The sequence below is a fragment of the Martelella endophytica genome (assembly GCF_000960975.1).
GTDB lineage: Bacteria > Pseudomonadota > Alphaproteobacteria > Rhizobiales > Rhizobiaceae > Martelella > Martelella endophytica.
Genome location: NZ_CP010803.1, coordinates 235,064 through 259,520 on the forward strand (window position 1 = coordinate 235,064; position 24,457 = coordinate 259,520).

Consider the following 24,457-nt stretch of genomic DNA (forward strand, 5'->3'; position numbering starts at 1 on the left):
CTGAACACCCTGGTGTCGCGGATTTTCAGTGCGTCGAGGCTACTGTCTTGAAAAAACGCGTGGACGAGGCAAGTGGAATCTGTCGCGCTTTTGACATCGTGCCACGCTATAGCTTGCGCGAAATAAAACGTGAGTCGTGCGGAACCTTTCCCGGCATGGATAGTTTTCCAGAAGTTTCCGCTCTTTCAGGACCAACCCCAATGCAAGACTGCCGCACGCAGAGTGAGCCCTCTCCCCTCGAAGATGTGGCAACCCTGCCCATAATCGAGGATGGCCTCTTCGATACCCTGCCCGGCACGCCCCTGCCGCTGATCGACTTCAGCGGCCCGCACCCGGTCGCTCGGGGTGCTCTTCCGCTGGCCAGCCTGCGCGATCCGCTGCCGGAAGCCCTGACGCTGATGGCCCGGATCGACGAGGACGGCGCTCTTCTCGAACTCTGCGGCATTTCCGGACTTGGCCGCTGGCGCGGCGCGCTGGCAACGACTGGCGACGACGGTATCCTGACGGTTTTCGGCTGCAGCCAGCGCGACATGGCCGTTGCGGCCAACGCCGTGATCAAGGCGGGCGGCGGACTGGCAGTGACGGAAGGGGACTGGATCAACGCCCTTATCCGCCTGCCAGGCGAAGGCATGTCGACAGATTTCGACCTTGCCGAAACCGCGCGCGAGATCGAGAGCCTGCGCAATGCGCTTGACGTCATCGTCGACTGGAAGCCACCCTTCCTGCTGAAGAAGCTTTTTGCCACGCCTCTGAGCCCGACGACGGAAAGCAACCAGGCGTCCAGGTTCGGACCTGATAGCGACTACCCAATGGTCGCAGCCGAGTAGTTTCGGGTCTTTGTGGCATTGTGGCCATCCTCTTTCATCTTTTTGAATCGCGAAACTTCGCGCTGCCCTCTTGCCGCGCAGAAGCCTCATCGTGCTGCGAACTCAGGCTCGCTGCAATCACGCCCCTCAGTGAATGATCATTCTATCGCCTGCCGGTTGCTTACTGAATTCGCCTTTGATATGACTGACCGGTCAGTCATATTTTGTGCAGCAAGAGGGAAGCTGGAGATGGCAGAGAAAAAGAGGGACGTCCGGGCGACACGAAAGCGTTCCGGGCCGGAGGTGAGGCGGCAGGCGGTGCTCGATGCGGCGCTCTCCACATTTGCCGAGAAAGGGTTCGCCAATGCCCGCATCGAAGATATCGCGAGGGCGGCAGGCGTCGGCAAGGGCACGGTCTATCTCTACTTCCCGGACAAGGAGAGCCTGTTCAAGTCGCTTGTCGGCACCTACCTAACGCCGCACATCGAACAGGCCAGCCGTTTTTTCGAGACGCCGTCACAGTCCCCACGAGCAACGCTTTCCGCTTTCTACAGCCTGATCCAGAATGAGGTGCTGAATACCGAGCGCGCAGATCTTGTGCGGCTGATGATTACCGAAATGCCGACCTTCCCCGAGATTGCACAGTTTTACCACGACAACCTCATAGAGCCCGCCATGCAGCTCGTGCAGAGGCTTCTGGCCGTCGCCCACGAACGCGGCGAACTGCGATCGCCACACGCACTGAAAGCACCGCAGATGGTGGCCGCGCCGATCGTGATGTCTGTGGTCTGGGGGTCGCTCTTCGCCAATTTCGGTACGCTCGACCGACAGGCAGCCTTCGAACTGAGCCTTGACACCCTGTTCAGATCGCCCGCGGAGGACACCCCATGAAAAGACTGGCCGCGCTTGTCGTCGTCCTTGCCCTCGCGATCGCCGCCGGCTTCATCTTCCTGCGCCATGACGACGATCAGGGCTGGCTCGGCTGGGTGGAGGCGGACATGGTCTATGTCGGCGCCACGTCGACCGCTCGCCTCACCGAGCTGACCGTTTCGGAGGGCGATATCGCCACGAAGGACGCAACGCTGTTCTCGCTTCAGGCCGACAGCGAAAAGGCCGCGGTCGATACCGCCAGCGCCAACCTGAAAAAGGCCGAAGCAGCGCTCTCGCTGGCAAGGGCGCCGATGGACCGGGAGCAGGAGCTTGAAGCGCTCGAAGCCTCCCGCGCCGAAGCCCAGGCCGCCTTCGACTATGCCCAGAAAGCCCTCACCCGCGCTCAGGCACTGGTGAAGCAGCAGAGCGGCACAGAAGCCAATCTCGATGACGCGGTCAGCAACTATGCCCAGGCCAAGGCCGCCCTCGACAAGATCAACGCCCAGATCGCGCTTGGCAAATTGCCGCAGCGCGACCAGCAGATATCCCAGGCCGAGCAGCAGGTCGCCGCGGCTGAAGGCGATCTCGCCAATGCCCGAGCCACGCTCGCGCTCAAGACCGTGACGTCGCCCGCGACCGGCAAGGTTCAGCAGGTCTATTACCGCGTCGGCGAGGTGGCCCCCGCCGGGCGGCCGGTGATTTCGCTGCTGCCGCCGGAAAACGTCAACATCGAATTCTTCGTGCCCGAGCAGAGCCGCGCGGGGATCGCGACCGGCGACAGGATCAGCTTCACCTGCGATGGCTGCGAGGCCGGGGAAGCTACCGTGAGCTTCATAGCCGAGGATGCGGAGTACACCCCGCCGGAAATCTTCTCCCGGGAGGAACGCGCGAAAATGGTCTACCGGGTCAGGGCCCGCCCTTCCGACCCCGCGACCCTTCCGGTCGGCCTGCCTGTGGAAGTCACGCTCGGGAGCCGGCCATGAATGCCGCCGAAAACGTCATCTCGGTCGAGGGTCTGACGAAGAGCTTCAGCGGCCGCACCGTGGTCGACCATCTCACCATGAGCGTGAAGAAGGGCGCGATCCACGGCTTCCTCGGGCCGAACGGGTCCGGCAAGACCACGACCATTCGCATGCTCTGCGGGCTGCTGACGCCCGACAGCGGTTCCGGCACCTGCCTTGGCTACGACATCACCCGCGACGGCGAGAAGCTGCGCCGCCGGGTCGGCTACATGACCCAGCGGTTTTCGCTCTACCAGGACCTCACCATCCGCGAGAACCTCGATTTCGTCGCCCGCATCCACGGGCTCGACAATCCGAGGAAGCGGGTCTCCGAGGCGATCGAGCGGCTCGGGCTCGGCGGGCGCGAGAAGCAGCTTGCCGGCAATCTTTCCGGCGGCTGGAAACAGCGTCTTGCGCTGGGCGCCTGCACCCTGCCCGATCCGGACCTGCTGCTGCTCGACGAGCCGACTGCCGGCGTCGACCCCAAGGCGCGGCGCGAATTCTGGACCGAAATCCACGCATTGGCCGCAGACGGCCTGTCGGTGCTGGTCTCCACCCACTACATGGACGAGGCCGAGCGCTGCCACGAGATCGCCTACATGGCCTATGGCAAGCTGATGGTGACGGGCACGGTGGACGAGGTGGTCGCCTCGGCGAACCTCAAGAGCTACCTGATCACCGGCGCCGATGTTCATGCGCTGCAGGCGGAACTGGAAAAGGCCGACGGCGTCGATCTCGTCGCCCCCTTCGGCGCATCGCTCCACGTCTGCGGCCGCGACCGCGACGCGCTCGAGCGCGCATTGCAGCCCTATCGCGACCGGCCGGACACCCACTGCAAGCCCGGCGAGACGACGCTGGAAGACGCGTTCATCTATCTCATGGGTTCATCGAAGGACAATTTCGATGACGGCTGAGCGCAGACAAGGCTTCGCGCCGCTCAGGCGTTTCTGGGCGATGACGATCAAGGAATTCATCCAGATGACCCGTGATCGGCTGACCATGGGCATGATGATCATGCTGCCGATCATGCAGCTCCTGCTGTTCGGATTCGCCATCAACACCACGCCGCACCATCTGCCGACCGCGGTGATGATGGGCGAGAGCACCGATGCCTCGCGCGCCATTCTGGCCGCGCTGCAGAATACCGACTTCTTCGATATCAATGGCGTCGCGACAACGCCCGATGCGATGGACCGGATGCTGGAATCCGGCGAGGTGCTGTTCGTGGTGGAAATCCCGCCGAATTTCGAGCGTGACCTGCGTCGCGGTCTGTCGCCCTCGCTGCTGGTCGCTGCGGACGCCACCGACCCCGTGGCCTCGTCATCCGCGCTCGGCGCGCTTTCCGGCATCATCAACACCTCGCTTGCGGGCCTCCGGCACATCCGCATCGAGGCGGCGCAGGACCCGCCCTACACCATCATCCAGCACCGCCGCTACAATCCCGCCGGCAAATCGACGCTCAACATCGTTCCCGGCCTGCTCGGCACCATCCTGACGATGACGCTCCTGATCTTCACCGCGCTCGCCGTCACCCGCGAGATCGAACGCGGAACGATGGAAAACCTGCTCGCCATGCCGATCCGGCCGATCGAGATCATGATGGGCAAGATCATGCCCTATGTCTTCGTCGGCACCTTTCAGGCTGCACTCATCATATTCTCGGGCCTGTTCGTCTTCGACGTCCCGATCCTCGGCGATCCGTGGTCGCTGGCGCTCCTGACCCTGCTCTTCGTCGTCACCAACCTCTCGATCGGCTACACCTTTTCGACGATCGCCAAAAACCAGCTTCAGGCCGTGCAGATGTCGATGATGTTCTTCCTGCCGAGCATTCTGCTCTCCGGCTTCATGTTCCCCTTCGATGGCATGCCGAAATGGGCTCAATATATCGGCGAATGCCTGCCGCTCACCCATTATCTGCGCATCGTGCGCGCCATCATGCTGAAGGGCGCCGACATCACCGTGCTCGGCTTCGACAGCGCCATGCTCGCCGCCATCGCCCTCGTCGCCATCACCATCGCAGTGACGCGCTTCCACACGACGCTGGACTGAAAAACGGCCCGCCGCCAAATTTCGCGCAAGGCGGGCAATCGGCCTTGCTTTATCGCCGTGCTTTGCTCACACTCGCCTGAAAGAACAGGGGAATACTGAAGGGCGGGGGCTGTTCCAGTCGTGCGTCCTGATGCCGATAAGGACGCATATGTCAATCAAAGCAGCGATTTACCATCTCACGCACTATAAGTATGACAATCCCGTCAATCTCGGTCCGCAGATCATCCGGCTGAAGCCGGCGGCCCACTCCAAGACCAAGGTTCTCAGCCACTCGCTGAAGGTCACGCCGGAAAACCACTTCGTCAATCTGCAGCAGGACCCTTACGGCAACTACCAGGCCCGCTTCGTTTTTCCCGAGCCGGTCACCGAATTCAAGATCGAGGTCGACCTCGTCGCCGACATGACGGTCTACAATCCGTTCGATTTCTTCGTCGAGGAACAGGCGACGAAGTACCCGTTCGACTATGACGAGGCGATCCGCGAAGATCTCTCCATCTACATGACGCCCGAGCCGACGGGACCGCGGCTGAAGGCGTTCATGGAGAAGCTCGACCTCACCCCCGGTCAGGGCACTGTCGACATGATCGTCGGCATCAACGCCAGCCTGCAGCATGACGTCAACTACATCATCCGCATGGAACCCGGCGTGCAGACGCCGGAAGAAACGCTGGAGAAGAAATCCGGCTCCTGCCGCGACAGCGCCTGGCTGCTGGTGCAGGTTCTGCGCAACATGGGTCTCGCCGCCCGCTTCGTCTCCGGCTACCTGATCCAGCTCGAGCCGGACCTGAAGGCTCTCGACGGTCCGTCCGGCACCGACCACGATTTCACCGACCTTCATGCCTGGGCCGAAGTCTATCTTCCGGGCGCCGGCTGGATCGGTCTCGACGCCACCTCCGGCCTTCTGACGGGCGAAAGCCACATTCCGCTTGCCGCGACCCCGCACTACAGGAACGCCGCACCGATTTCCGGCGGCTATTTCGGCAAGGCCGAGACCTCGTTCGATTTCGACATGACGATCTCACGCGTCGCCGAACATCCCCGCATCACCAAGCCGTTCTCGGATGAAAGCTGGGATGCGCTGAACGCGCTTGGCGAAAAGGTCGACGCCATGCTCGAAGAGACCGACATGCGGCTGACCATGGGTGGCGAGCCGACATTCGTGTCGATCGACGATTTCGAGGCCGACGAATGGAACACCGGCGCCGTCGGCCCGACCAAGCGCGGACTTGCCGACGACCTGATCCGGCGCCTGCGCGAACGCTTCGCACCCGGCGGCTTCCTGCACTACGGCCAGGGCAAATGGTATCCCGGCGAAAGCCTGCCGCGCTGGACGTTTTCGCTCTACTGGCGCAAGGACGGCCTGCCGATCTGGAACAATCAGAGCCTGATCGCCAACGAAAAGCGCGATACCGCCGTTGACGAGAACGATGCCGGGCGGCTGCTATCCGCAATTGCCAACGAACTCGACATCGACCCCGAACTGGTGACGCCAGCGTTTGAAGACCCGGCCGAATGGATGATCCGCGAGGGCAACCTGCCGGAGAATGTCGATCCGTCGAATTCCAAGCTGAAGAACGCGGAGGACCGTGCCCGCATCTCGAAAGTCTTCGAGCGCGGCCTGACGCGGCCGACCGGCTATGTGCTGCCGGTGCAGGCATGGCAGGGCCGTGCGTCGGGCCTGCGCTGGGTTTCGGAGAAATGGACGACCCGGCGCGGTCGCATCTACCTGATCCCCGGCGACAGCCCGGTCGGCTTCCGCCTGCCCCTCGATTCACTCGCCTGGATCCCGCAGGCGCAATACCCGTTCATCAACCCGCTCGACCCCTCGGTGAGGCGCGAGCCGCTGCCCGATTATCGCGAGGACGAGGGCCGGCCGCTGCCGCGCGCAAGCTTCACCCCGTTCGAGGACAGTCCGCAACCGGCCGTCCCCTCTTCCACAGGTGCGTCGATCGGCGGCCATGTGCGCACCGCCCTCTCCATCGAACCGCGCGATGGCCGGCTCTGCATCTTCATGCCGCCGACGGTGACGCTGGAGGAATATCTGGACCTGATCGCCTCGGCCGAGCGCGCTGCCGAAAAACTCGGTCTGCCGGTCCATATCGAGGGCTATCCGCCGCCGCATGACGAGCGCATCAACGTTATCCGCGTCGCGCCCGATCCGGGCGTCATCGAGGTCAACGTTCATCCGGCAGCGAACTGGAAGGAATGCGTGGAGACCACGACGGCGCTCTACGAGGAGGCACGCCAGTCGCGCCTCGGCGCCGACAAGTTCATGATCGACGGCCGCCACACCGGCACCGGCGGCGGCAACCACGTGGTTGTCGGCGGCGCCAATCCCGGCGACAGTCCGTTCCTGCGCCGGCCGGACCTTTTGAAGAGCGTGGTCCTGCACTGGCAGCGCCACCCCTCGCTCTCCTATCTGTTCTCGAGCCTGTTCATCGGCCCTACGAGCCAGGCGCCGCGCATCGACGAGGCGCGCCACGACACGCTCTACGAACTCGAAATCGCGATGGCGCAGATCCCGCATCCGCAGTCCGGCTATCTGCCGCCGCTGCCGTGGCTGGTCGACCGACTGTTCCGCAATCTCCTGATCGACGTTACCGGCAACACCCACCGGGCCGAGATCTGCATCGACAAGATGTTCTCGCCCGACGGCCCAACCGGGCGGCTCGGCCTCGTAGAGTTCCGCGGCTTCGAAATGCCGCCGAATGCGCGCATGAACCTTGCCCAACAGCTTCTGGTTCGGGCCCTCCTCGCCCGCTTCTGGAAGAACCCGCTGGAAGGCAAGTTCGTGCGCTGGGGCACGGCGCTTGCCGATCGCTTCATGCTTCCGCATTTCATCTGGCAGGATTTCATGGACGTGCTGCAGGACCTGAAGCAAAACGGGCTGGAACTCCGCCCCGAATGGTTCGAAGCGCAGTTGCAGTTCCGCTTCCCGTTCTTCGGCGAGGTCGATTATGCCGGCAACCGGCTGGAGCTTCGCCAGGCACTGGAGCCCTGGCATGTGATGGGCGAACAGGGCGCGCCGGGCGGCACGGTGCGCTACGTCGATTCCTCGGTGGAACGCCTGCAGGTGCGCCTCGAAACGCAGGCGCCGGAACGCTTCATCGTCACCTGCAACGGCCGCAAGGTGCCGCTGAAGCCAACCGGCGAGAATGGCGTTTCGGTCGCAGGCGTCCGCTTCAAGGCCTGGCAGCCGGCCTCCGGCCTGCACCCCGTCCTGCCGGTCAACTCGCCGTTGACGTTTGACATTTACGACACATGGTCGGCAAGATCGGTGGGCGGTTGCCGATATCATGTTGCGCATCCGGGCGGGCGCAATTATGAGACCTTCCCGGTCAACAGCAATGAGGCCGAGGCACGGCGACTGGCGCGCTTCGAGGCGGCCGGGCACACCGTTGGCGGATACACCGTCTACAACGAAGGCCCGCAGGCGGAATTTCCGCTGACCCTCGACCTCAGACGCCCCGCCGGGCTCTGAATTTCGGCCAATCGGCCGGGGACTAATCATGTCCGCGCTTTTCTTGAAGCGCGGACATGCCTCATAATGCGACCAGCAGGAACCAGACCAGATGGCAGAAGCGAAGGCGGAGGCTTCCGCCGGCAGAGAGAGGGCGGAAGAAGCACGGGTCATTGAAACGGCCCTTGCCATGCGCACCGGGGATTACAAGCCCCTTCCCGGCGTTCCTGACGAGATGGTCGACGCCGATGGTAACGTGCGCCCTGTCTGGAAGGCCTTTCTCAATGCTGCATCCGGCCTGAAGGCGGCCGATCTTGCCGAACGCTTCGCCCGCGCCGACCGCTACCTGCGCGATGCCGGTGTTTTCTACCGGGCCTATGATGGGCAGGACGATGCCCGCGCATGGCCCTTTTCACACATCCCCGTCATCATCGACGACAAGGAATGGCAGGGCCTCGCCGAGGGGCTCAAGCAGCGGGCGGACCTGCTCGAAGCGATGATGGCCGATTTCTACGGCGAGAACCGGCTCGTCGCCGAAGGCTTCATCCCGCCCGCCCTCGTCGCCTCCAACAGCGAATTCCTGCGTCCGCTGGTCGGCGTCACACCACCCGGCGGCCATTTCCTGCATTTCGTATCCTTCGAGGTCGGCCGCGGTCCGGACGGCAACTGGTGGGTGCTCGCCGATCGGGCCCAGGCGCCCTCGGGTGCCGGCTTCGCGCTCGAAAACCGCGTCGCCGCCTCGCGCGCCTTTTCCGGCATCTATGGCGAGATGCATGTGCGCCGTGTCGCCTCCTTCTTCGGCGCCTTCCGCGAGGCGCTGCAATCCGATGCGCTCGGCGGCGAGGGCCGGATCGGCGTTCTGACCCCGGGCCCGGCGAACGAAACCTATTACGAACACGCCTATATCGCCCGCTATCTCGGTATTTCGCTGCTCGAGGGCGAGGACCTGATGGTCGTCAACGACAAGGTCATGGTGCGCACCGTTGCCGGCCCGATGCCGGTGAGCGTGCTCTGGCGTCGCCTTGACGCAAGCTTCACCGACCCGCTTGAACTCAATCCGAACTCGCGGATCGGCACGCCCGGCATCGTCTCGGCCATTCGCGCCGGCAATCTCACCATGGTCAATGCACTCGGCTCCGGCATCGTCGAGACACGCGCTCTTCTTGCTTTCCTGCCGGCGGTCTCCCGCAGGCTGCTGAACGAGGACCTGAAAATCCCGTCGATCGCCACCTGGTGGTGCGGGCAGGAGGCGGAACGTCAGCACGTCGCCGCCAATCTCGACGAGATGCTGATCGGCCCGGCCTATTCGCGCATGCCGTTCTTCGATGATTCCGGCCAGTCGTTTACCGGCGAGAAGCTCGGCAAGCGTCGTCCGGGCGCGGTCGAACGCTGGCTCGAGCGGCGCGGGCCGTTCCTTGTCGGGCAGGAAGCGGTGAAGCTCTCGACGGCCCCCGCCTTCGTCGACGGCAAGCTTACCCCGCATCCCTTTTCGCTGCGCGTCTTCGCCGCCCGCACGCGCGATGGCTGGACCATCATGCCGGGCGGCTTTGCCCGCATCGGCTCATCGGACGATGTTGCCGCGATTGCGATGCAGCAGGGCGGTCGCGCCGCCGATGTCTGGGTCGTATCCGAAACGCCGGTCGGCAAGCCGACGCTGCTGACGCGTGAAAGCCGGGTGCCGCGCAACAAGCCCGCCAACCTGCCGAGCCGGGCCGCCGACAACCTGTTCTGGCTCGGCCGCTATATCGAGCGCGCGGAAGGCAATCTGCGCATCCTGCGCGCCTGGCACAGCCGTTTCGCCGAATCCGACGACCGGTCGCAGATACTGCTCGCCCGTGTCGAGGCCTATCTCGACCAGATCGGCATCGACCTCACCGAGGCCGCCCTGCCCCAGAGCCTGCTGCAGGACATCGACAGCGCCGTCTATTCGGCCGGCAATATCCGCGACCGGTTCTCTCCCGATGGCTGGCTGGCGCTCAACGACCTTTCCAAGACCACGCGTCGTTTCGTCGACGTGGTCAAACCGGGTGATGACGCCGCCCACGCGATCACCGTTCTGCTGCGCAAGCTCGCGGGCTTTGCAGGTCTGGTGCACGAAAACATGTACAGATCGACGGGCTGGCGGTTCCTTTCCATCGGCCGCTATCTCGAACGCGGCCTGCACATGACGCGACTTCTCGGCGAGCTTTCCGGCGAGGATGCGCCCGACGGCGCCTTCGACATCCTGCTCGAGATCGCCGACAACGTCATGACCCACCGCCGGCACTACAACGTCAACACCGACCGGCTGACGATCACCGACCTTCTGGCGCTCGATCCGCAGAACCCGCGCTCGGTGCTGTTCCAACTCAATGAGATGCTGGCGGAGGTGGAGAAGCTGCCGGACCGCGAGCGCCACGTGCTGATGTCGCCGCTCCACCGTGAGACGATGCGGGTGCAGGCGGGACTTGCGGTTATGACGGCGAACTCGATCTCGACCGATTTCTATGTGACGCTCGAGCGCGACTTCGAAGCGCTGTCCGACTGTCTTGCGCAAAGCTATCTGTGAGGGACCGATGCTCTACGATCTCTCCCTGAAGATGGAATACAACTACGACACGCCGGCCCAGCTTGCGCGCCATATCACCCGCGTCCTGCCGCTTGCCGCGAGCAGTCGCCAGCGGCTGATCGCCGGTCATGTGTCGTTCGATCCACGCCCCGACGAGCAACACGGCTTTACCGATTTCTTTGGCCACCCTGCCATCGCCACGCTGGTCAATCCGCCGCATCAGCGCTTTGCGATCATGATGAAGGCCAGGGTTCAGGTGGAGGCGCCGCACACCGCACTGGAATTCGCCCCCGAGCTCGAGCAGTTGCGCGCGGAATATGCCCGCGTGCTCGACGTCGGCCGCAACTCGCCGCACCATTTCCTCGGCCCGAGCCCGCGCATCGGGCTCGATCGAAAGATCGGCGCCTACGGCCATTCGGTGATCCGGGAGGGCATGAACGTCAACCAGATCGCGACGGCGATCTGCGCAAAGATCTTCACCGATTTCAGCTATGACGACGAGGCGACGACGGTCGACAGCACGCCCTCTGAAGCCTTTGCGCTGAAGCGCGGCGTGTGCCAGGATTTTGCCCATGTGATGATCTCAGCGCTCAGAATGGTCGGCATTCCGGCCGGCTATGTCAGCGGCTTCCTGCGCACCATCCCGCCCGCCGGCCAGCCGCGGCTGGAAGGTGCGGATGCGATGCATGCCTGGGTGCGAGTCTGGTGCGGCAACGCCATCGGCTGGGCGGAGTTCGATCCGACCAACAACATGCAGGCCGGCTCCGATCACATCGTCGTCGCCTATGGCCGCGATTACGGCGATGTCGCCCCCGTCCTCGGCATGCTGAAGACCTATGGCGAACACCAGGCGACCCAGGCGGTCGACGTCGTCCCGGTCTGAGCCGCCATTTTTCCGCCGGGTTGAAGGTATCAGGCTGCGAGCGCTCGTTGCGTGGCGAAGAATTTCGCGCGCCATTCGATCACTTTGTTGCAAGTGCGTCATATCAGTGCATAAACTAGCCTCCATAAGACGCACATGCCGGCCGTTCCGAAAGGAAAGGACCAAGTTTTAACCGCTCAACAGACGCCATCCTCCCAGCCCTTGATTGACGGAACCAACCCATGAGCATAGTGACGAATCCCGATCTGCCTTTGCCGCCGCCGCGCTTCACCGATGCCGAACATCTGGCTTCGTCGATCATCGAGAAGCTGACCTATCAGGTTGGCAAGAACTCTATCGTCGCCCAGCCCCATGACTGGCTTCGTGCCATTATCCTGGCCATCCGCGACCGGATCATCGACAACTGGATGGAATCGACGACGCGCACCTATGAGGCTGGCTCCAAACGCGTCTACTATCTGTCGCTGGAATTCCTCATCGGCCGGCTGCTCCGGGATTCGATCTCCAATCTGGAGCTCGTCGACCAGATCAACGAGGCCATGGGCAAGCTCGGCGTCGATCTTGCGGAAATCGCCCAGCTCGAGCCGGATGCGGCACTCGGCAATGGCGGCCTCGGCCGTCTGGCGGCCTGTTTCATGGAGAGTATGGCCACCGTCGACATTCCCGCCTACGGCTACGGCATCCGCTACGTCAACGGCCTGTTCCGTCAGGAAATCGCCGACGGCTGGCAGGTGGAACTGCCGGAAAACTGGCTGGCCCATGGCAATCCCTGGGAATTCCATCGCCGCGAAAGCAGCTATGAGATCTATTTCGGCGGCAAGGTCGACATCATCGAGCAGCGCGGCGCCGAACCCAAATACGTCTGGAAGCCGGCCGAGCGGATGATGGCGGAAGCCTATGACACCCCTGTCGTCGGCTGGCGCGCCAACCGCGTCAACACGCTGAGGCTCTGGTCCGCCGAGCCGATCGACCCGATCCTCCTCGACAAGTTCAACGCCGGCGACCATATCGGTGCGCTGCAGGAAAGCACCAAGGCGGAAACGCTCACCCGCGTTCTCTACCCCGCCGATGCCAATCCGGCCGGCCAGGAACTGCGCCTCAGGCAGGAATATTTCTTCTCCTCCGCCTCGCTGCAGGACATCTTGCGCCGCCATATGCAGCAGTTCAACGACATCAAGCTGCTGCCGGAAAAGGTTGCGATCCACCTGAACGATACGCATCCGGCCGTCTCCGTCATCGAGATGATGCGCCTTCTGATCGACATCTACGGTGTCGAATTCGACGAGGCCTGGGAACTGACGGTCGCGACCTTCGGCTACACCAACCACACGCTGCTGCCGGAAGCGCTGGAAACCTGGCCGGTTCCGCTGTTCGAGCGGCTGTTCCCGCGCCACATGCAGCTGATCTATGCCGTCAATGCCAAGATCCTGCTGCACGCCCGCAAGGAGGCCGGCGCCAGCGACGAGGCGATCCGCCAGATCTCGCTGATCGACGAGGGCGGCGAACGGCGCGTGCGCATGGGCAATATCGCCTTCCTCGGCTCGCACTCGATCAACGGCGTCTCGGCGTTGCATACCGAGCTGATGAAGGACACGGTGTTCTACAATCTTCACCGCCTTCATCCCGACCGCATCAACAACAAGACCAACGGCATTACGCCGCGCCGCTGGCTGAAGGAATGCAATCCGAAACTCACCGCGCTGATCCGTGAAACGATCGGCGATGACTTCCTCGACGATGCCGAGAAGCTGCAGGCGCTCAACGACGTCGCCGAGGATTCAAGCTTCCAGGAGCGTTTCGAGGCCGTCAAGCGCGAGAACAAGGTCCGCCTTTCCAACCTCGTCGGCGAGCGGCTCGGAACCCGGATCGATCCGAACGCGATGTTCGACATCCAGATCAAGCGCATCCACGAATACAAGCGCCAACTCCTCAACATCATCGAGGCTGTCGCGCTCTACGACCAGATCCGCTCGCATCCGGAAATGGACTGGGTACCGCGCGTCAAATTCTTCGCCGGCAAGGCGGCGCCGAGCTATCACAACGCCAAGCTGATCATCAAGCTTGCCAATGACGTCGCCCGCGTGATCAACAACGACCCGTCGGTGCGCGGTCTTCTGAAGATCATCTTCGTGCCGAACTACAATGTCTCGACCGCCGAGGTGATGATCCCGGCCGCCGACCTGTCGGAGCAGATTTCGACGGCCGGCATGGAGGCATCCGGCACCGGCAACATGAAGTTCGCGATCAACGGCGCGCTGACCATCGGCACGCTTGACGGCGCCAATGTCGAGATGCGCGACTGGGTCGGTGCGGAAAACATCGTGATCTTCGGCCTGACCGCCGACGAGGTCGATGAAGCGCGTGCCAAGGGCCACAATCCGCGCGAGATCATCGAGGGTTCGAAGGAGCTGTCGCAGGCGCTCTCGGCGATCTCCTCCGGCGTGTTCTCGCATGACGATCCCGGCCGCTATACCGAGCTTGTCGGCGGGCTTTACGACCACGACTGGTTCATGGTCGCAGCCGACTTCGACGCCTATGCCGCCGCGCAACGTGAGGTGGATGCGATCTGGAACGATAAACCCGCCTGGAACGTTAAAGCCATTAGAAACACAGCCCGCATGGGATGGTTCTCGTCCGACAGGGCCATCAGGGAGTACGCGCGGGATATCTGGAGAGTTTAAATGAAAAAGCCGGAAACGGTCGACCCGGACAGGAGCCCGGACGACGCCCCGGCCAGGGGGGATATCGAAGCCATCCTGAACGCGACGCATGGCGACGCGTTCTCGGTCCTTGGAATCCAGAACATCGGCGGCGCCCATGCCGCGCGGTGCTTCATCCCGGGCGCGGAAACCGCCGAGGCGTTCGACCTCGAAGGTCAATCCCTCGGCAAGCTGCGCATGGTCGACGAGGCCGGGTTCTTCTCCGGCATCGTGAATGTCGAGGGCTTCGTTCCCGTCCGCTATCGCGCCACCCGCGGCAGTGATGAATGGTGGGTGACGGATCCCTACAGCTTCTGGCCGGTGCTCGGTCCGATGGACGATTATTTCGTCCGCGAGGGCTCTCATTTGCGGCTGTTCGACAAGCTCGGCGCCCATCCGATGACGCATCAGGAGGTGGAAGGATTTCACTTCGCCGTCTGGGCGCCGAACGCCCGCCGGGTGTCCGTCGTCGGCAGCTTCAACGGCTGGGACGGCCGCCGCCACATGATGCGGTTGCGCCGCGATTCCGGTGTCTGGGAAATCTTCGCCCCCGGCGTCGAGGCCGGACAGCCCTACAAGTTCGAGATCATCGGCGCGGACGGCAAGCTGCTGCCGCTGAAGGCCGACCCCTTTGCCCGCCGCAGCGAGCTTCGCCCGCAGACGGCATCCATCACGGCGCCCGAACTCGAGCAGGAATGGGATGACGAGGCCCATATCGAGGCTTGGGCATCGACCGACAAGCGCCGCAAGCCGATGGCGATCTATGAGGTCCATGCCGGATCATGGCAGCGCGCCGACGACGGTTCATTCCTATCGTGGGATGAACTCGCCGACCGGCTGATCCCCTATTGCGTCGATATGGGTTTTACCCATATCGAGCTGCTACCGATTTCCGAATATCCCTACGACCCTTCCTGGGGCTACCAGACCACAGGTCTTTATGCGCCGACTGCCCGTTTCGGCGAGCCGGAGGGTTTTGCCCGTTTCGTCAATGGCTGCCACAAGGTCGGCATTGGCGTCATCCTCGACTGGGTGCCGGCCCACTTCCCGACCGACGAACACGGGCTGAGAAACTTCGACGGCACGGCGCTTTACGAGCATGCCGATCCGCGCCAGGGCTTCCATCCCGACTGGAATACGGCGATCTACAATTTCGGCCGCACCGAGGTTGCCTCCTTCCTGCTGAACAACGCCATCTACTGGGGCGAGAAATTCCATGTCGACGGCCTGCGCGTCGATGCGGTCGCCTCGATGCTCTACCTCGACTATTCCCGCAAGCACGGCGAATGGGTGCCGAACGAGTACGGTGGCAATGCCAACCTCGCGGCGGTGCGATTCATCCAGGAAACCAACAAGGCCGTCTACGCGCAACAGTCGCAGATGATGACGATCGCCGAAGAGTCGACTTCGTGGCCGAAGGTTTCCCAACCGGTGCATGAGGGCGGCCTCGGCTTCGGCTTCAAGTGGAACATGGGCTTCATGCATGACACGCTGAGTTATTTCTCGCGCGAGCCAATCTTCCGCAAGCACCACCACCAGGAAATCACCTTCGGCATGCTCTATGCCTTTTCGGAAAACTATGTGCTGCCGCTCTCCCATGATGAGGTGGTGCACGGCAAGGGTTCGCTGATTGCCAAGATGGCCGGCGACGACTGGCAGAAATTCGCCAATCTTCGCGCCTATTACGCCTTCATGTGGGCCTATCCGGGCAAGAAGCTCCTGTTCATGGGCCAGGAATTCGCCCAGTGGAGCGAATGGAGCGAGGCCCGCGGACTCGACTGGAACCTGCTCCAGTACCACACCCACGAGGGCGTTCGCCGGCTGGTGCGCGACCTCAACTTCGCCTACAGGGCGAAACCCGCCCTTCATGCGCGCGATTGCGAGCCGGAAGGTTTCGAGTGGATCATCGTCGACGATCAGGACAACTCTGTCTTTGCCTGGCAGCGCAAGGCTCCGGGCGAAAAGCCGGTTGTCGTCGTCTGCAATTTCACGCCGGTCCCGCGCGAGGGCTACCACGTACCCCTGCCGAAGGCGGGCGTCTGGCGCGAAATCCTGAATACCGACGCGGAGATCTACGGCGGCAGCGGCAAGGGCAATGGCGGGCGCGTGCGCGCCGACGTCCACGGCCATGGCGGGATTTCCGCCGCGCTGATCCTGCCACCGCTGGCAACCATCATGCTCGAACCGGAAGACTGAGAGGGAGGGAAGGATGAATAGCAGAGTTGGACATCCCCTGGCGCGCGACGCCATGGCCTATGTGCTTGCGGGCGGGCGTGGCAGCCGCCTCAAGGAACTGACCGATACCCGCGCCAAGCCCGCCGTCTATTTCGGCGGCAAGACGCGCATCATCGACTTCGCGCTGTCGAACGCGCTCAATTCCGGCATCCGCCGTATTGGCGTGGCGACACAGTACAAGGCGCATTCGCTGATCCGCCACCTGCATCAGGGATGGAACTTCTTTCGGCCGGAGCGAAACGAAAGCTTCGACGTGCTGCCCGCATCGCAGCGCGTTTCGGAAACACAGTGGTATGAGGGCACGGCCGACGCCGTCTACCAGAACATCGACATCATCGAGTCCTATGCGCCGGAATACATGATCATCCTGGCCGGCGATCATATCTACAAGATGGACTACGAGCAGATGCTGCAGCAGCACGTCAACGAGGGGGCCGACATCACCATCGGCTGCCTCGAAGTGCCTGTGGAGGAGGCCAAGGGCTTCGGCGTCATGCATGTCGATGCCAGTGACAGGATCGTCGATTTCGTCGAGAAGCCGGCCAATCCGCCGGGCATTCCCGGCAATGAAAGCATGTCGCTCGCCTCGATGGGCATCTATGTCTTCAAGACGAAATTCCTGTTCGACTGCCTGATCCGCGACGCCGCCGATCCGACTTCCAGCCGCGACTTCGGCAAGGATATCGTTCCCTACATTGTCAAGAACGGCAAGGCCGTCGCCCACCGCTTCTCCAAGAGCTGTGTCAGGGCGTCGAACGAGGAAGAGTCCTACTGGCGCGATGTCGGCACGATCGATGCCTACTGGCAGGCCAATATCGACCTCACCGCCGTCGTTCCCGACCTCGACATCTATGACAAGTCCTGGCCGATCTGGTCCTATTCGGAAGTCACACCGCCGGCGAAGTTCGTGCATGACGATGAAAACCGTCGTGGCTCGGCGATCTCCTCGGTGGTTTCCGGCGATTGCATCATTTCCGGCTCGCAGCTCTACAAGAGCCTGCTCTTTACCGGCGTGCGCGCCAATTCCTATTCCCGCCTCGAAGGCGCCGTGATCCTGCCGCAGGTTTACATCGGCCGCCACGCGCGGCTTCGAAACGTGATCATTGACCACGGCGTGCGCATTCCCGAAGGCCTCGTCGTCGGCGAGGATCCCGAACACGACGCAAGGCGTTTCCGCCGTTCGGAAGGCGGCATCTGCCTCATCACACAGGCCATGATAGACAAACTGGATAACTGACACATGAAGGTTCTTTCCGTCGCATCGGAAATCTACCCGCTGATCAAGACCGGGGGGCTTGCCGATGTCGCAGGCGCGCTGCCGCTTGCGCTGCAGGGGCTCGGCATTGAAACCCGCACGCTCGTTCCCGGCTATCCGGCGGTGATGAAGGCCGTTGCCGACAAGGCGGTCAAGCTGCACGACTTCCCGAACCTTCTGGGCGAGCCGGCCACACTGCTCGCCGCCAAGCATGCAGGCCTCGATCTGTTGATCCTCGACGCTCCGGCCTATTTCGGCCGGATGGGCAACCCCTACAATGCCCCGCATGGCGAGGGCTATTCCGACAACTGGCGACGCTTCGCGGCACTGTCGAAGGCCGGCGCCGAGATCGCCGGTGGCACGCTTTCAGACTGGCGCCCGGACATCGTCCACACCCACGACTGGCAGGCGGCGATGACCACGGTCTTCATGCGCTATGCCGAGACGCCGGAAGTGCCATCGATCCTCACCATCCACAACATCGCCTTCCAGGGCAATTTCGATGCCGGCATATTCCCCTGGCTTGGCCTGCCCTCGCACGCGCTCGCGGTCGACGGCATCGAGTATTACGGCCGCATCGGCTACCTCAAGGGCGGCCTGCAGACGGCCTGGGCGGTCTCCACCGTCAGCCCGACCTATGCCCGCGAAATCGAAACACCGCAGTTCGGCATGGGGCTTGAGGGACTGATATCGGCTCGCGCCCATACCGTTCACGGCATCGTCAACGGCATCGACACCGATGTCTGGGACCCGGAGACCGACGAGACGATCGCGCGCCGCTTCACCGCGAGCAAGCTTCGCCTGCGCGATGACAACCGCATCCGGCTTTGCGAGAATTTCGGCCTCGACAATGACGATAGCCCGATCTTCTCCGTCGTCTCCCGCCTCACCTGGCAGAAGGGCATGGATCTGCTTGCCGAGGCCGTGGACGCTCTGGTCGCCATGGGCGGCAAGCTCGCCGTGCTCGGCTCTGGCGACTACAATCTCGAGCAGGCCTTCCTCGATGCGGTGCGCCGCCATCCGGGCCGCGTCGGCACCGTCATCGGTTACGACGAGACGCTCTCGCACATGCAACAGGCGGGTGCCGATGCCATTCTCATCCCGTCGCGCTTCGAGCCCTGCGGCCTGACCCAGCTTTACGCCCTGCGCTATGGCTGCGTGCCCGTCGTGGCCCGCACCGGCGGCCTCGCCGATACCGTCGTCGATGCCAATCCGGCGGCCCTTGCCAGCAAGTCGGCCACCGGCATCCAGTTCTCGCCGGTCGAGACCTGGTCCCTCATCCATGCCATCCGCCGCACCATCGACCTCTACAACGACAAGAAGATCTGGCTGCAGATGCAGAAACAGGGCATGAAGAGCGATGTCTCCTGGGATGCCAGCGCCGCCCGTTACGCCGACCTTTATTCGAAACTTCAGCTGATGGCCAAGTAAGATGACCACGATCGCGACCACGCCCTTTGACGACCAGAAGCCCGGCACATCCGGCCTGCGCAAGAAAGTGCCGGTATTCTCCCAGCCGCACTATGCGGAAAACTTCATCCAGTCTGTATTCGACAGCCTCGATGACTATGCCGGCAAGACGCTGGTGATCGGTGGCGACGGCCGCTATCTGAACCGCACCGTGATCCAGACCGCGATCAAGATGGCGGCTGCCAACGGCTTCGGCAAGGTGATGGTCGGCAAGGGCGGCATCCTGTCGACGCCGGCCGCATCCAACATGATCCGCAAGTATCAGGCTTTCGGTGGCATCATCCTGTCGGCAAGCCACAATCCCGGCGGCCCGAACGAGGATTTCGGCATCAAGTACAACACCGGCAATGGCGGCCCGGCCCCGGAAAAGATCACAGACGCGATCTTCGAGCGCTCCAAGCTGATCGACCGCTACCGGATATCCGAAGCCCCAGACGTCCCGCTTGACGAGATCGGCATCTATACGGTCGACGACATGGAGGTCGAGGTCTTCGACCCGGTCGCCGACTATGCCGAACTGATGGAAGAGCTGTTCGACTTCGACACGATCCGCACCTTCCTCGCCAACGGTTTCGAGATCGCCTTTGACGCCATGAGCGCGGTGACCGGGCCTTACGCCAAGGAAATTCTCGAAAACCGCCTCGGCGCGCCCGAAGGCACCGTCCGCAATTTCACGCCGCTTGAGGATTTCGGCGGGCATCACCCGGACCCGAACCTGGTCCATGCCAAGGAACTCTATGACGAGGTGATGAGCGAGGGCGGACCCGCCTTCGGCGCCGCCTCCGACGGCGACGGCGACCGCAACATGGTGGTCGGCAAGGGCATCTTCATCACGCCCTCCGACAGTCTCGCCGTGCTCGCCGCCAACGCCCATCTGGCACCCGCCTACAAGGGTGGCCTTGCCGGGATCGCTCGTTCGATGCCGACGAGCCAGGCCGCCGACCGTGTCGCCGAAAAGCTCGGCATCGGCGCCTACGAGACGCCGACCGGCTGGAAGTTCTTCGGCAACCTGCTCGACGCCGGCAAGGCAACGCTTTGCGGCGAGGAAAGCTTTGGCACGGGCTCCAACCATGTGCGCGAGAAAGACGGGCTCTGGGCCGTGCTGCTCTGGCTCAACATCCTCGCCATGCGTGGCGAGAGCGCCTATGACATCGTCAAGTCGCACTGGGCCGAATATGGCCGCAACTACTACTCGCGCCACGACTATGAAGGCATAGACACGGACGCCGCCAACGGCCTGATGGATGCGCTGCGCGACAAGCTCGAAACCCTGCCCGGAACCACGTTCGGCGAACTCACGGTCGCCGAGGCCGATGATTTCGCCTATCACGATCCGGTCGATGGGTCCGTATCAAAGAAACAGGGCGTTCGGATCATGTTCGAAAGCGGCTCCCGCGTGGTCTTCCGCCTGTCGGGCACCGGCACCTCGGGCGCGACGTTGCGCGTCTATCTCGAACACTACGAGCCCGATCCGGCCAAACACGATCAGGACACGCAGGAAACGCTTGCCGAGCTGATTGCCTATGCCGAGCATATCGCCGGGATCGTCGCCCGCACCGGACGGACCGAACCAACCGTCATCACCTGAGAAGCGTATGACCAGCAGTCGAGACAAAACGCCCGGTGTGAGGGTTTCAGACCGGGGCGTCGAATTTTCCGTGTATTCGGAAAACGCCTCCGGCATGGAGCTCTGCCTGTTCGACACGGCCGGCACGGAAACCGCGCGCCTGCCGATGGCGCATGAGCGCGGATCGCTGTTCTCGCTCTTCGTCGACGGACTGAAGCCGGGCCAGCGCTACGGTTACCGCGCCTATGGTCCGTGGGAGCCGATGCGCGGGCAATGGTTCGACCCCGCCAAGCTTCTCGTCGACCCCTATGCGCGGGAAATCGACCGGCCTTATGTCTTCGACGACAAGCTTCTGGAATTCGGCGTCGACACCGCCGACATCGTGCCGAGGGCGATCGTCGTTGCCGATGCGCCCACCGCGCCCGGCCATATTCCCTTTCCCGATGGCGGCCTGATCTACGAGGCGAACATCAAGGCGTTGACGATGCTCAACCCGCACGTTCCCGAGAGCGTTCGCGGCACCGTCGCGGCGCTCGGCCATCCCGCCGTCATCGAACATCTTCAGACGCTCGGCGTCGATGCGATCGAGCTGATGCCGGTCACCGCCTGGATCGACGAGCGCCACCTGAAGCCGCTCGGGCTCACCAATTCCTGGGGGTACAACCCGGTCACTTTCATGGCGCTCGACCCGCGGCTCTGCCCCGGTGGCTTTGCCGAACTGCGCGGCGCGGTCGAGGCCCTGCACGCGGCCGGCATTGGGGTGATCCTCGATCTCGTCTTCAACCACACCGGCGAAAGCGACCAGTTCGGCGGCGTGCTCAGCCTGCGCGGCCTCGACAGTCGCACCTATTATCGCCATGCGGCGGACGACCCATCGGTGCTGATCAATGACACCGGCTGCGGCAACACGGTCGCCTGCGATCATCCGGTCGTCCGCGAGCTGATCCTCGACAGCCTGCGCACCTTCGTCACCCAGGCCGGCATTGATGGCTTCCGCTTCGATCTGGCACCGATCCTCGGCCGCACAGCGCAAGGCTTCGACACTCATGCCGAAACGCTGTCAGCGATCCTCACCGACCCGGTGCTGAAGGACCGCACGATGATTGCGGAGCCTTGGGACATCGGTCCGGGCGGCTATCAGCTCGGCCATTTCCCAGCGCCCTTCCTCGAGTGGAACGACCGGGCGCGCGATGACCTGCGCCGTTTCTGGCGCGGCGACGAATATCTGACCGGCCGGCTTGCCGACGCGCTTTCCGGCTCGTCGCACATCTTCTCGGTGCGCGATGCGCATGTGACGCGCTCGGTGAACTTCATTGCCGCCCATGACGGCTTCTCGCTTACCGACATCACCGCCTACGTGCACAAGCACAACGGCCCGAACGGCGAGAACAACCGCGACGGCCACGACGAGAACTATTCCTGGAACAACGGTATTGAGGGTGAGACGGACAATCCCGTCGTTCTGGAGCGGCGCAAGCAGGATGCGAAGGCACTGCTTGCCTCGCTCTTTGCCAGCCGCGGCGCGATCATGCTGAAGGCCGGCGACGAAGGCGGGCACAGCCAGAAGGGCAACAACAACGCCTATTGCCAGGACAACGAGACCACCTGGCTCGACTGGAAGATGCTGGATTACGAGCTGATCGAGTATACCGCCATGCTCTCGGAAATGCGCAAGCGTTTCTCGGTATTTTCGGAGACCGAGTTCTTCGCCACCGGCGAGGTCGAATGGCTGAGGCCGGACGGCCAGGCGATGGCTGTCGCCGACTGGGAAGCTCCGCGATGCGACTGCCTCAGCGTCGTGCTTGACACCGAAGACCGGACCGCCGGCTACCGGACCCGGCTTGCGGTGCTGATCAACCGTTCGCACGAGGATGCGATCTTCACCCTGCCGGAGCGCGACGATCACGGCTGGCACATGGTTGTCGGCGAAAAGCAGGGCGCGGTCGACATCGCCCTTGCACCGAGATCGGTATCGTTTTATGCGGAGAAGCTTTCTGAAAACGGCTCGTGGACGGGCCTCGGGGCCGATGCGGCGGCACTCCACAGGGGAAACTGAAAGACAGCCATGCCCATCGAGATTTCGCTTTCCGACGTGAAGGGGTTCGTCGGCCATGAGGTCGGTGTGTCGCGCTGGTTCACCGTCGACCAGTCGATGATCGACACCTTCGCCAATGCAACCCTGGATCACCAGTTCATCCACACCGACCCGGAGCGCGCCCGCGCCGAAACGCCGTTCGGCGGCACCATCGCCCACGGTTTCCTGACGCTCTCGCTGCTGTCGGCGATGAACTTCGATTGCGTGCCGAAGGTCCGCGAACAGACCATGGGCATCAATTTCGGCTTCGACAAGGTGCGCTTCATGACGCCGGTGAAGAGCGGCGCGCAGGTGCGCGGCCATTTTGTGCTGAAGGACGCCCGCTTCCGGGGCGCCGAACTGCTCGCCATCAACTATGCCGTCAGCGTCGAGATCGAGGGCGAGCGCAAGCCGGCCCTCACCGCCGACTGGATCACGCTCATCCAGTTCGACGCCGCCGACCGCCCGGAAACGGTGTAGCCATGGTCGCCAACGTTGCAATCCGTGCGGCCTTCGAACGGCAGGCGCGGGCCTGCGACGACCTCGGCTCTCCCTTCACCGCCCGTCTCTGCCGGCTTGCCGCCGACCAACTCTCGGGACCCGGCGAAATCGCCTCGCTTGTCGAAGCCTGGCCGGAAACCCGCGTCGTGGCGGATGCGCTGGCGCTGCGTTTCTGCGGCGCATTGCATGCGTTGAAACGGCAGGGTTATGCGCCGCTTGCCGCCGTCTACCCGCCGCAACAGGCCGATGACGGAAGCCTGTGGCAGGCTGTCGAACAGGCGCTTTCGCAACATCATGGCTTCATCGCCACCCGCATGGAATCCGCGCCGCAGACGAACGAAGTGCGCCGCTCCGCAGCACTTTTTCCCGCCTTTGCCGCTATCGCCGCACGCTTCCCAGGCAAGCCGCTGATCCTGTCCGAGGTCGGCGCCTCAGCCGGGCTCAATCTGTTGTGGGACCGTTTCGGCTACCGGTTCGATGGCACGGACTATCTCCCGGCTTCGGGAGAAGCACCGTTCACGACCGCGCCCGACTGGTCTGGCCCGCTGCCGCCGCATGCCGCAATCACCGTAAAAGAGCGTGCAGGCTGCGACCTCAATCCGCTTAGCGCCCAAAGTCCCGAAGATTGTGAACGCCTGCTGTCCTATATCTGGGCCGATCAGGCGGACCGGCTGGAAAGGACCGAAAAGGCCCTTCAGCTCGCCCGCGAAACCGACATCACCGTCGAGAAGGCCGACGCCGTTTCGTGGCTTGATGAGCGGCTTGCAGCACCGCGCAGTGGCGCCGTTCATGTCGTCTATCACACCATCGCCTGGCAATATCTGCCGGACCACGCTCAGCGGGAGGGCCTGCGGCTGATCGCCGAGGCCGGCGCGCGCGCCGGCGAAGACGCACCGCTCTGCCATCTCGCCATGGAAGCCGATAACGCCGGCCGGGGTGCGGGATTGACGCTCACGGTTTGGCCGGACGGCGAGACCCACGCCCTCGGGCGCGCCGATTTTCACGGTCGCTGGGTCGAGTGGCAGGGGCTGGCATAGAC

General features: G+C 63.3%; 16 protein-coding genes. All 16 read left to right on the forward strand.

Translation table 11 applies throughout. The annotated features are described in order from the left end of the window. Positions 1-200: 200 nt before the first annotated feature. Entirely contained in the window at positions 201-827 is a 627-nt protein-coding gene (locus TM49_RS23580; protein ID WP_045679163.1) for an adenine deaminase C-terminal domain-containing protein, read from the forward strand. 228 nt (positions 828-1,055) lie between these two features. Next, complete coding sequence (locus tag TM49_RS01075) at positions 1,056-1,697, forward strand: TetR/AcrR family transcriptional regulator (RefSeq protein ID WP_045679164.1); 642 nt, start codon at positions 1,056-1,058, stop codon at positions 1,695-1,697. After that, positions 1,694-2,659, forward strand: a complete 966-nt coding sequence (locus tag TM49_RS01080; protein WP_045679165.1) for an HlyD family secretion protein — start codon at positions 1,694-1,696, stop codon at positions 2,657-2,659. Before TM49_RS01075 ends, TM49_RS01080 begins: the two co-directional genes overlap by 4 nt. Next, positions 2,656-3,591 carry an ABC transporter ATP-binding protein gene (locus TM49_RS01085; protein WP_045679166.1) on the forward strand — a complete coding sequence of 312 codons (936 nt, stop codon included), beginning with the start codon at positions 2,656-2,658 and terminating at the stop codon, positions 3,589-3,591. Before TM49_RS01080 ends, TM49_RS01085 begins: the two co-directional genes overlap by 4 nt. Continuing rightward, a complete protein-coding gene (locus TM49_RS01090; RefSeq protein WP_045679167.1) occupies positions 3,581-4,726 on the forward strand; it encodes an ABC transporter permease in 1,146 nt (381 codons plus the stop codon). The genes TM49_RS01085 and TM49_RS01090 overlap by 11 nt, the downstream gene beginning before the upstream one ends. A gap of 148 nt (positions 4,727-4,874) precedes the next feature. Then, on the forward strand, positions 4,875-8,207 hold the full coding sequence (locus tag TM49_RS01095; protein ID WP_045679168.1) for a transglutaminase family protein: 3,333 nt from the start codon (positions 4,875-4,877) through the stop codon (positions 8,205-8,207). A 169-nt stretch (positions 8,208-8,376) separates the two neighbouring features. Beyond that, a complete protein-coding gene (locus tag TM49_RS01100; RefSeq protein WP_045684573.1) occupies positions 8,377-10,734 on the forward strand; it encodes a circularly permuted type 2 ATP-grasp protein in 2,358 nt (785 codons plus the stop codon). Between the two features lie 7 nt (positions 10,735-10,741). Further along, positions 10,742-11,617 (forward strand): transglutaminase family protein, encoded by an 876-nt coding sequence (locus TM49_RS01105; RefSeq protein WP_045679169.1) that lies wholly within the window; start codon positions 10,742-10,744, stop codon positions 11,615-11,617. A gap of 221 nt (positions 11,618-11,838) precedes the next feature. Further along, positions 11,839-14,298 carry a glycogen/starch/alpha-glucan phosphorylase gene (locus tag TM49_RS01110; protein WP_045679170.1) on the forward strand — a complete coding sequence of 820 codons (2,460 nt, stop codon included), beginning with the start codon at positions 11,839-11,841 and terminating at the stop codon, positions 14,296-14,298. Next, entirely contained in the window at positions 14,299-16,512 is a 2,214-nt protein-coding gene (gene glgB, locus TM49_RS01115) for a 1,4-alpha-glucan branching protein GlgB (protein ID WP_045679171.1), read from the forward strand. Between the two features lie 13 nt (positions 16,513-16,525). Continuing rightward, the gene (gene glgC, locus TM49_RS01120) at positions 16,526-17,788 is read left to right on the forward strand and encodes a glucose-1-phosphate adenylyltransferase (RefSeq protein WP_045679172.1); all 1,263 of its coding nucleotides are present in this window, start codon (positions 16,526-16,528) and stop codon (positions 17,786-17,788) included. A gap of 3 nt (positions 17,789-17,791) precedes the next feature. Then, on the forward strand, positions 17,792-19,237 hold the full coding sequence (glgA, locus tag TM49_RS01125; RefSeq protein ID WP_045679173.1) for a glycogen synthase GlgA: 1,446 nt from the start codon (positions 17,792-17,794) through the stop codon (positions 19,235-19,237). 1 nt (position 19,238) lies between these two features. After that, a complete protein-coding gene (locus TM49_RS01130; RefSeq protein ID WP_045679174.1) occupies positions 19,239-20,864 on the forward strand; it encodes an alpha-D-glucose phosphate-specific phosphoglucomutase in 1,626 nt (541 codons plus the stop codon). Positions 20,865-20,871: 7 nt separating this feature from the next. Beyond that, positions 20,872-22,899: a glycogen debranching protein GlgX gene (gene glgX, locus TM49_RS01135; RefSeq protein ID WP_045679175.1), complete on the forward strand. Its 2,028-nt coding sequence runs from the start codon at positions 20,872-20,874 to the stop codon at positions 22,897-22,899. A gap of 9 nt (positions 22,900-22,908) precedes the next feature. Next, positions 22,909-23,397, forward strand: a complete 489-nt coding sequence (locus TM49_RS01140; protein WP_045679176.1) for a MaoC family dehydratase — start codon at positions 22,909-22,911, stop codon at positions 23,395-23,397. A gap of 2 nt (positions 23,398-23,399) precedes the next feature. After that, entirely contained in the window at positions 23,400-24,455 is a 1,056-nt protein-coding gene (locus tag TM49_RS01145) for a DUF2332 domain-containing protein (protein ID WP_045679177.1), read from the forward strand. Positions 24,456-24,457 lie beyond the last annotated feature (2 nt).

What these genes read in the sequence shown, in the direction of transcription:
- glgX (WP_045679175.1), top strand. Translation starts at nt 20,872, where the DNA reads ATGACCAGCAGTCGAGACAAAACGCCCGGTGTGAGGGTTTCAGACCGG.
- TM49_RS01140 (WP_045679176.1), top strand. Translation starts at nt 22,909, where the DNA reads ATGCCCATCGAGATTTCGCTTTCCGACGTGAAGGGGTTCGTCGGCCAT.
- glgA (WP_045679173.1), top strand. Translation starts at nt 17,792, where the DNA reads ATGAAGGTTCTTTCCGTCGCATCGGAAATCTACCCGCTGATCAAGACC.
- glgC (WP_045679172.1), top strand. Translation starts at nt 16,526, where the DNA reads ATGAATAGCAGAGTTGGACATCCCCTGGCGCGCGACGCCATGGCCTAT.
- TM49_RS01075 (WP_045679164.1), top strand. Translation starts at nt 1,056, where the DNA reads ATGGCAGAGAAAAAGAGGGACGTCCGGGCGACACGAAAGCGTTCCGGG.
- TM49_RS01085 (WP_045679166.1), top strand. Translation starts at nt 2,656, where the DNA reads ATGAATGCCGCCGAAAACGTCATCTCGGTCGAGGGTCTGACGAAGAGC.
- TM49_RS01095 (WP_045679168.1), top strand. Translation starts at nt 4,875, where the DNA reads ATGTCAATCAAAGCAGCGATTTACCATCTCACGCACTATAAGTATGAC.
- TM49_RS01090 (WP_045679167.1), top strand. Translation starts at nt 3,581, where the DNA reads ATGACGGCTGAGCGCAGACAAGGCTTCGCGCCGCTCAGGCGTTTCTGG.
- TM49_RS01110 (WP_045679170.1), top strand. Translation starts at nt 11,839, where the DNA reads ATGAGCATAGTGACGAATCCCGATCTGCCTTTGCCGCCGCCGCGCTTC.
- TM49_RS01145 (WP_045679177.1), top strand. Translation starts at nt 23,400, where the DNA reads ATGGTCGCCAACGTTGCAATCCGTGCGGCCTTCGAACGGCAGGCGCGG.
- TM49_RS01130 (WP_045679174.1), top strand. Translation starts at nt 19,239, where the DNA reads ATGACCACGATCGCGACCACGCCCTTTGACGACCAGAAGCCCGGCACA.
- TM49_RS23580 (WP_045679163.1), top strand. Translation starts at nt 201, where the DNA reads ATGCAAGACTGCCGCACGCAGAGTGAGCCCTCTCCCCTCGAAGATGTG.
- glgB (WP_045679171.1), top strand. Translation starts at nt 14,299, where the DNA reads ATGAAAAAGCCGGAAACGGTCGACCCGGACAGGAGCCCGGACGACGCC.
- TM49_RS01105 (WP_045679169.1), top strand. Translation starts at nt 10,742, where the DNA reads ATGCTCTACGATCTCTCCCTGAAGATGGAATACAACTACGACACGCCG.
- TM49_RS01100 (WP_045684573.1), top strand. Translation starts at nt 8,377, where the DNA reads ATGCGCACCGGGGATTACAAGCCCCTTCCCGGCGTTCCTGACGAGATG.
- TM49_RS01080 (WP_045679165.1), top strand. Translation starts at nt 1,694, where the DNA reads ATGAAAAGACTGGCCGCGCTTGTCGTCGTCCTTGCCCTCGCGATCGCC.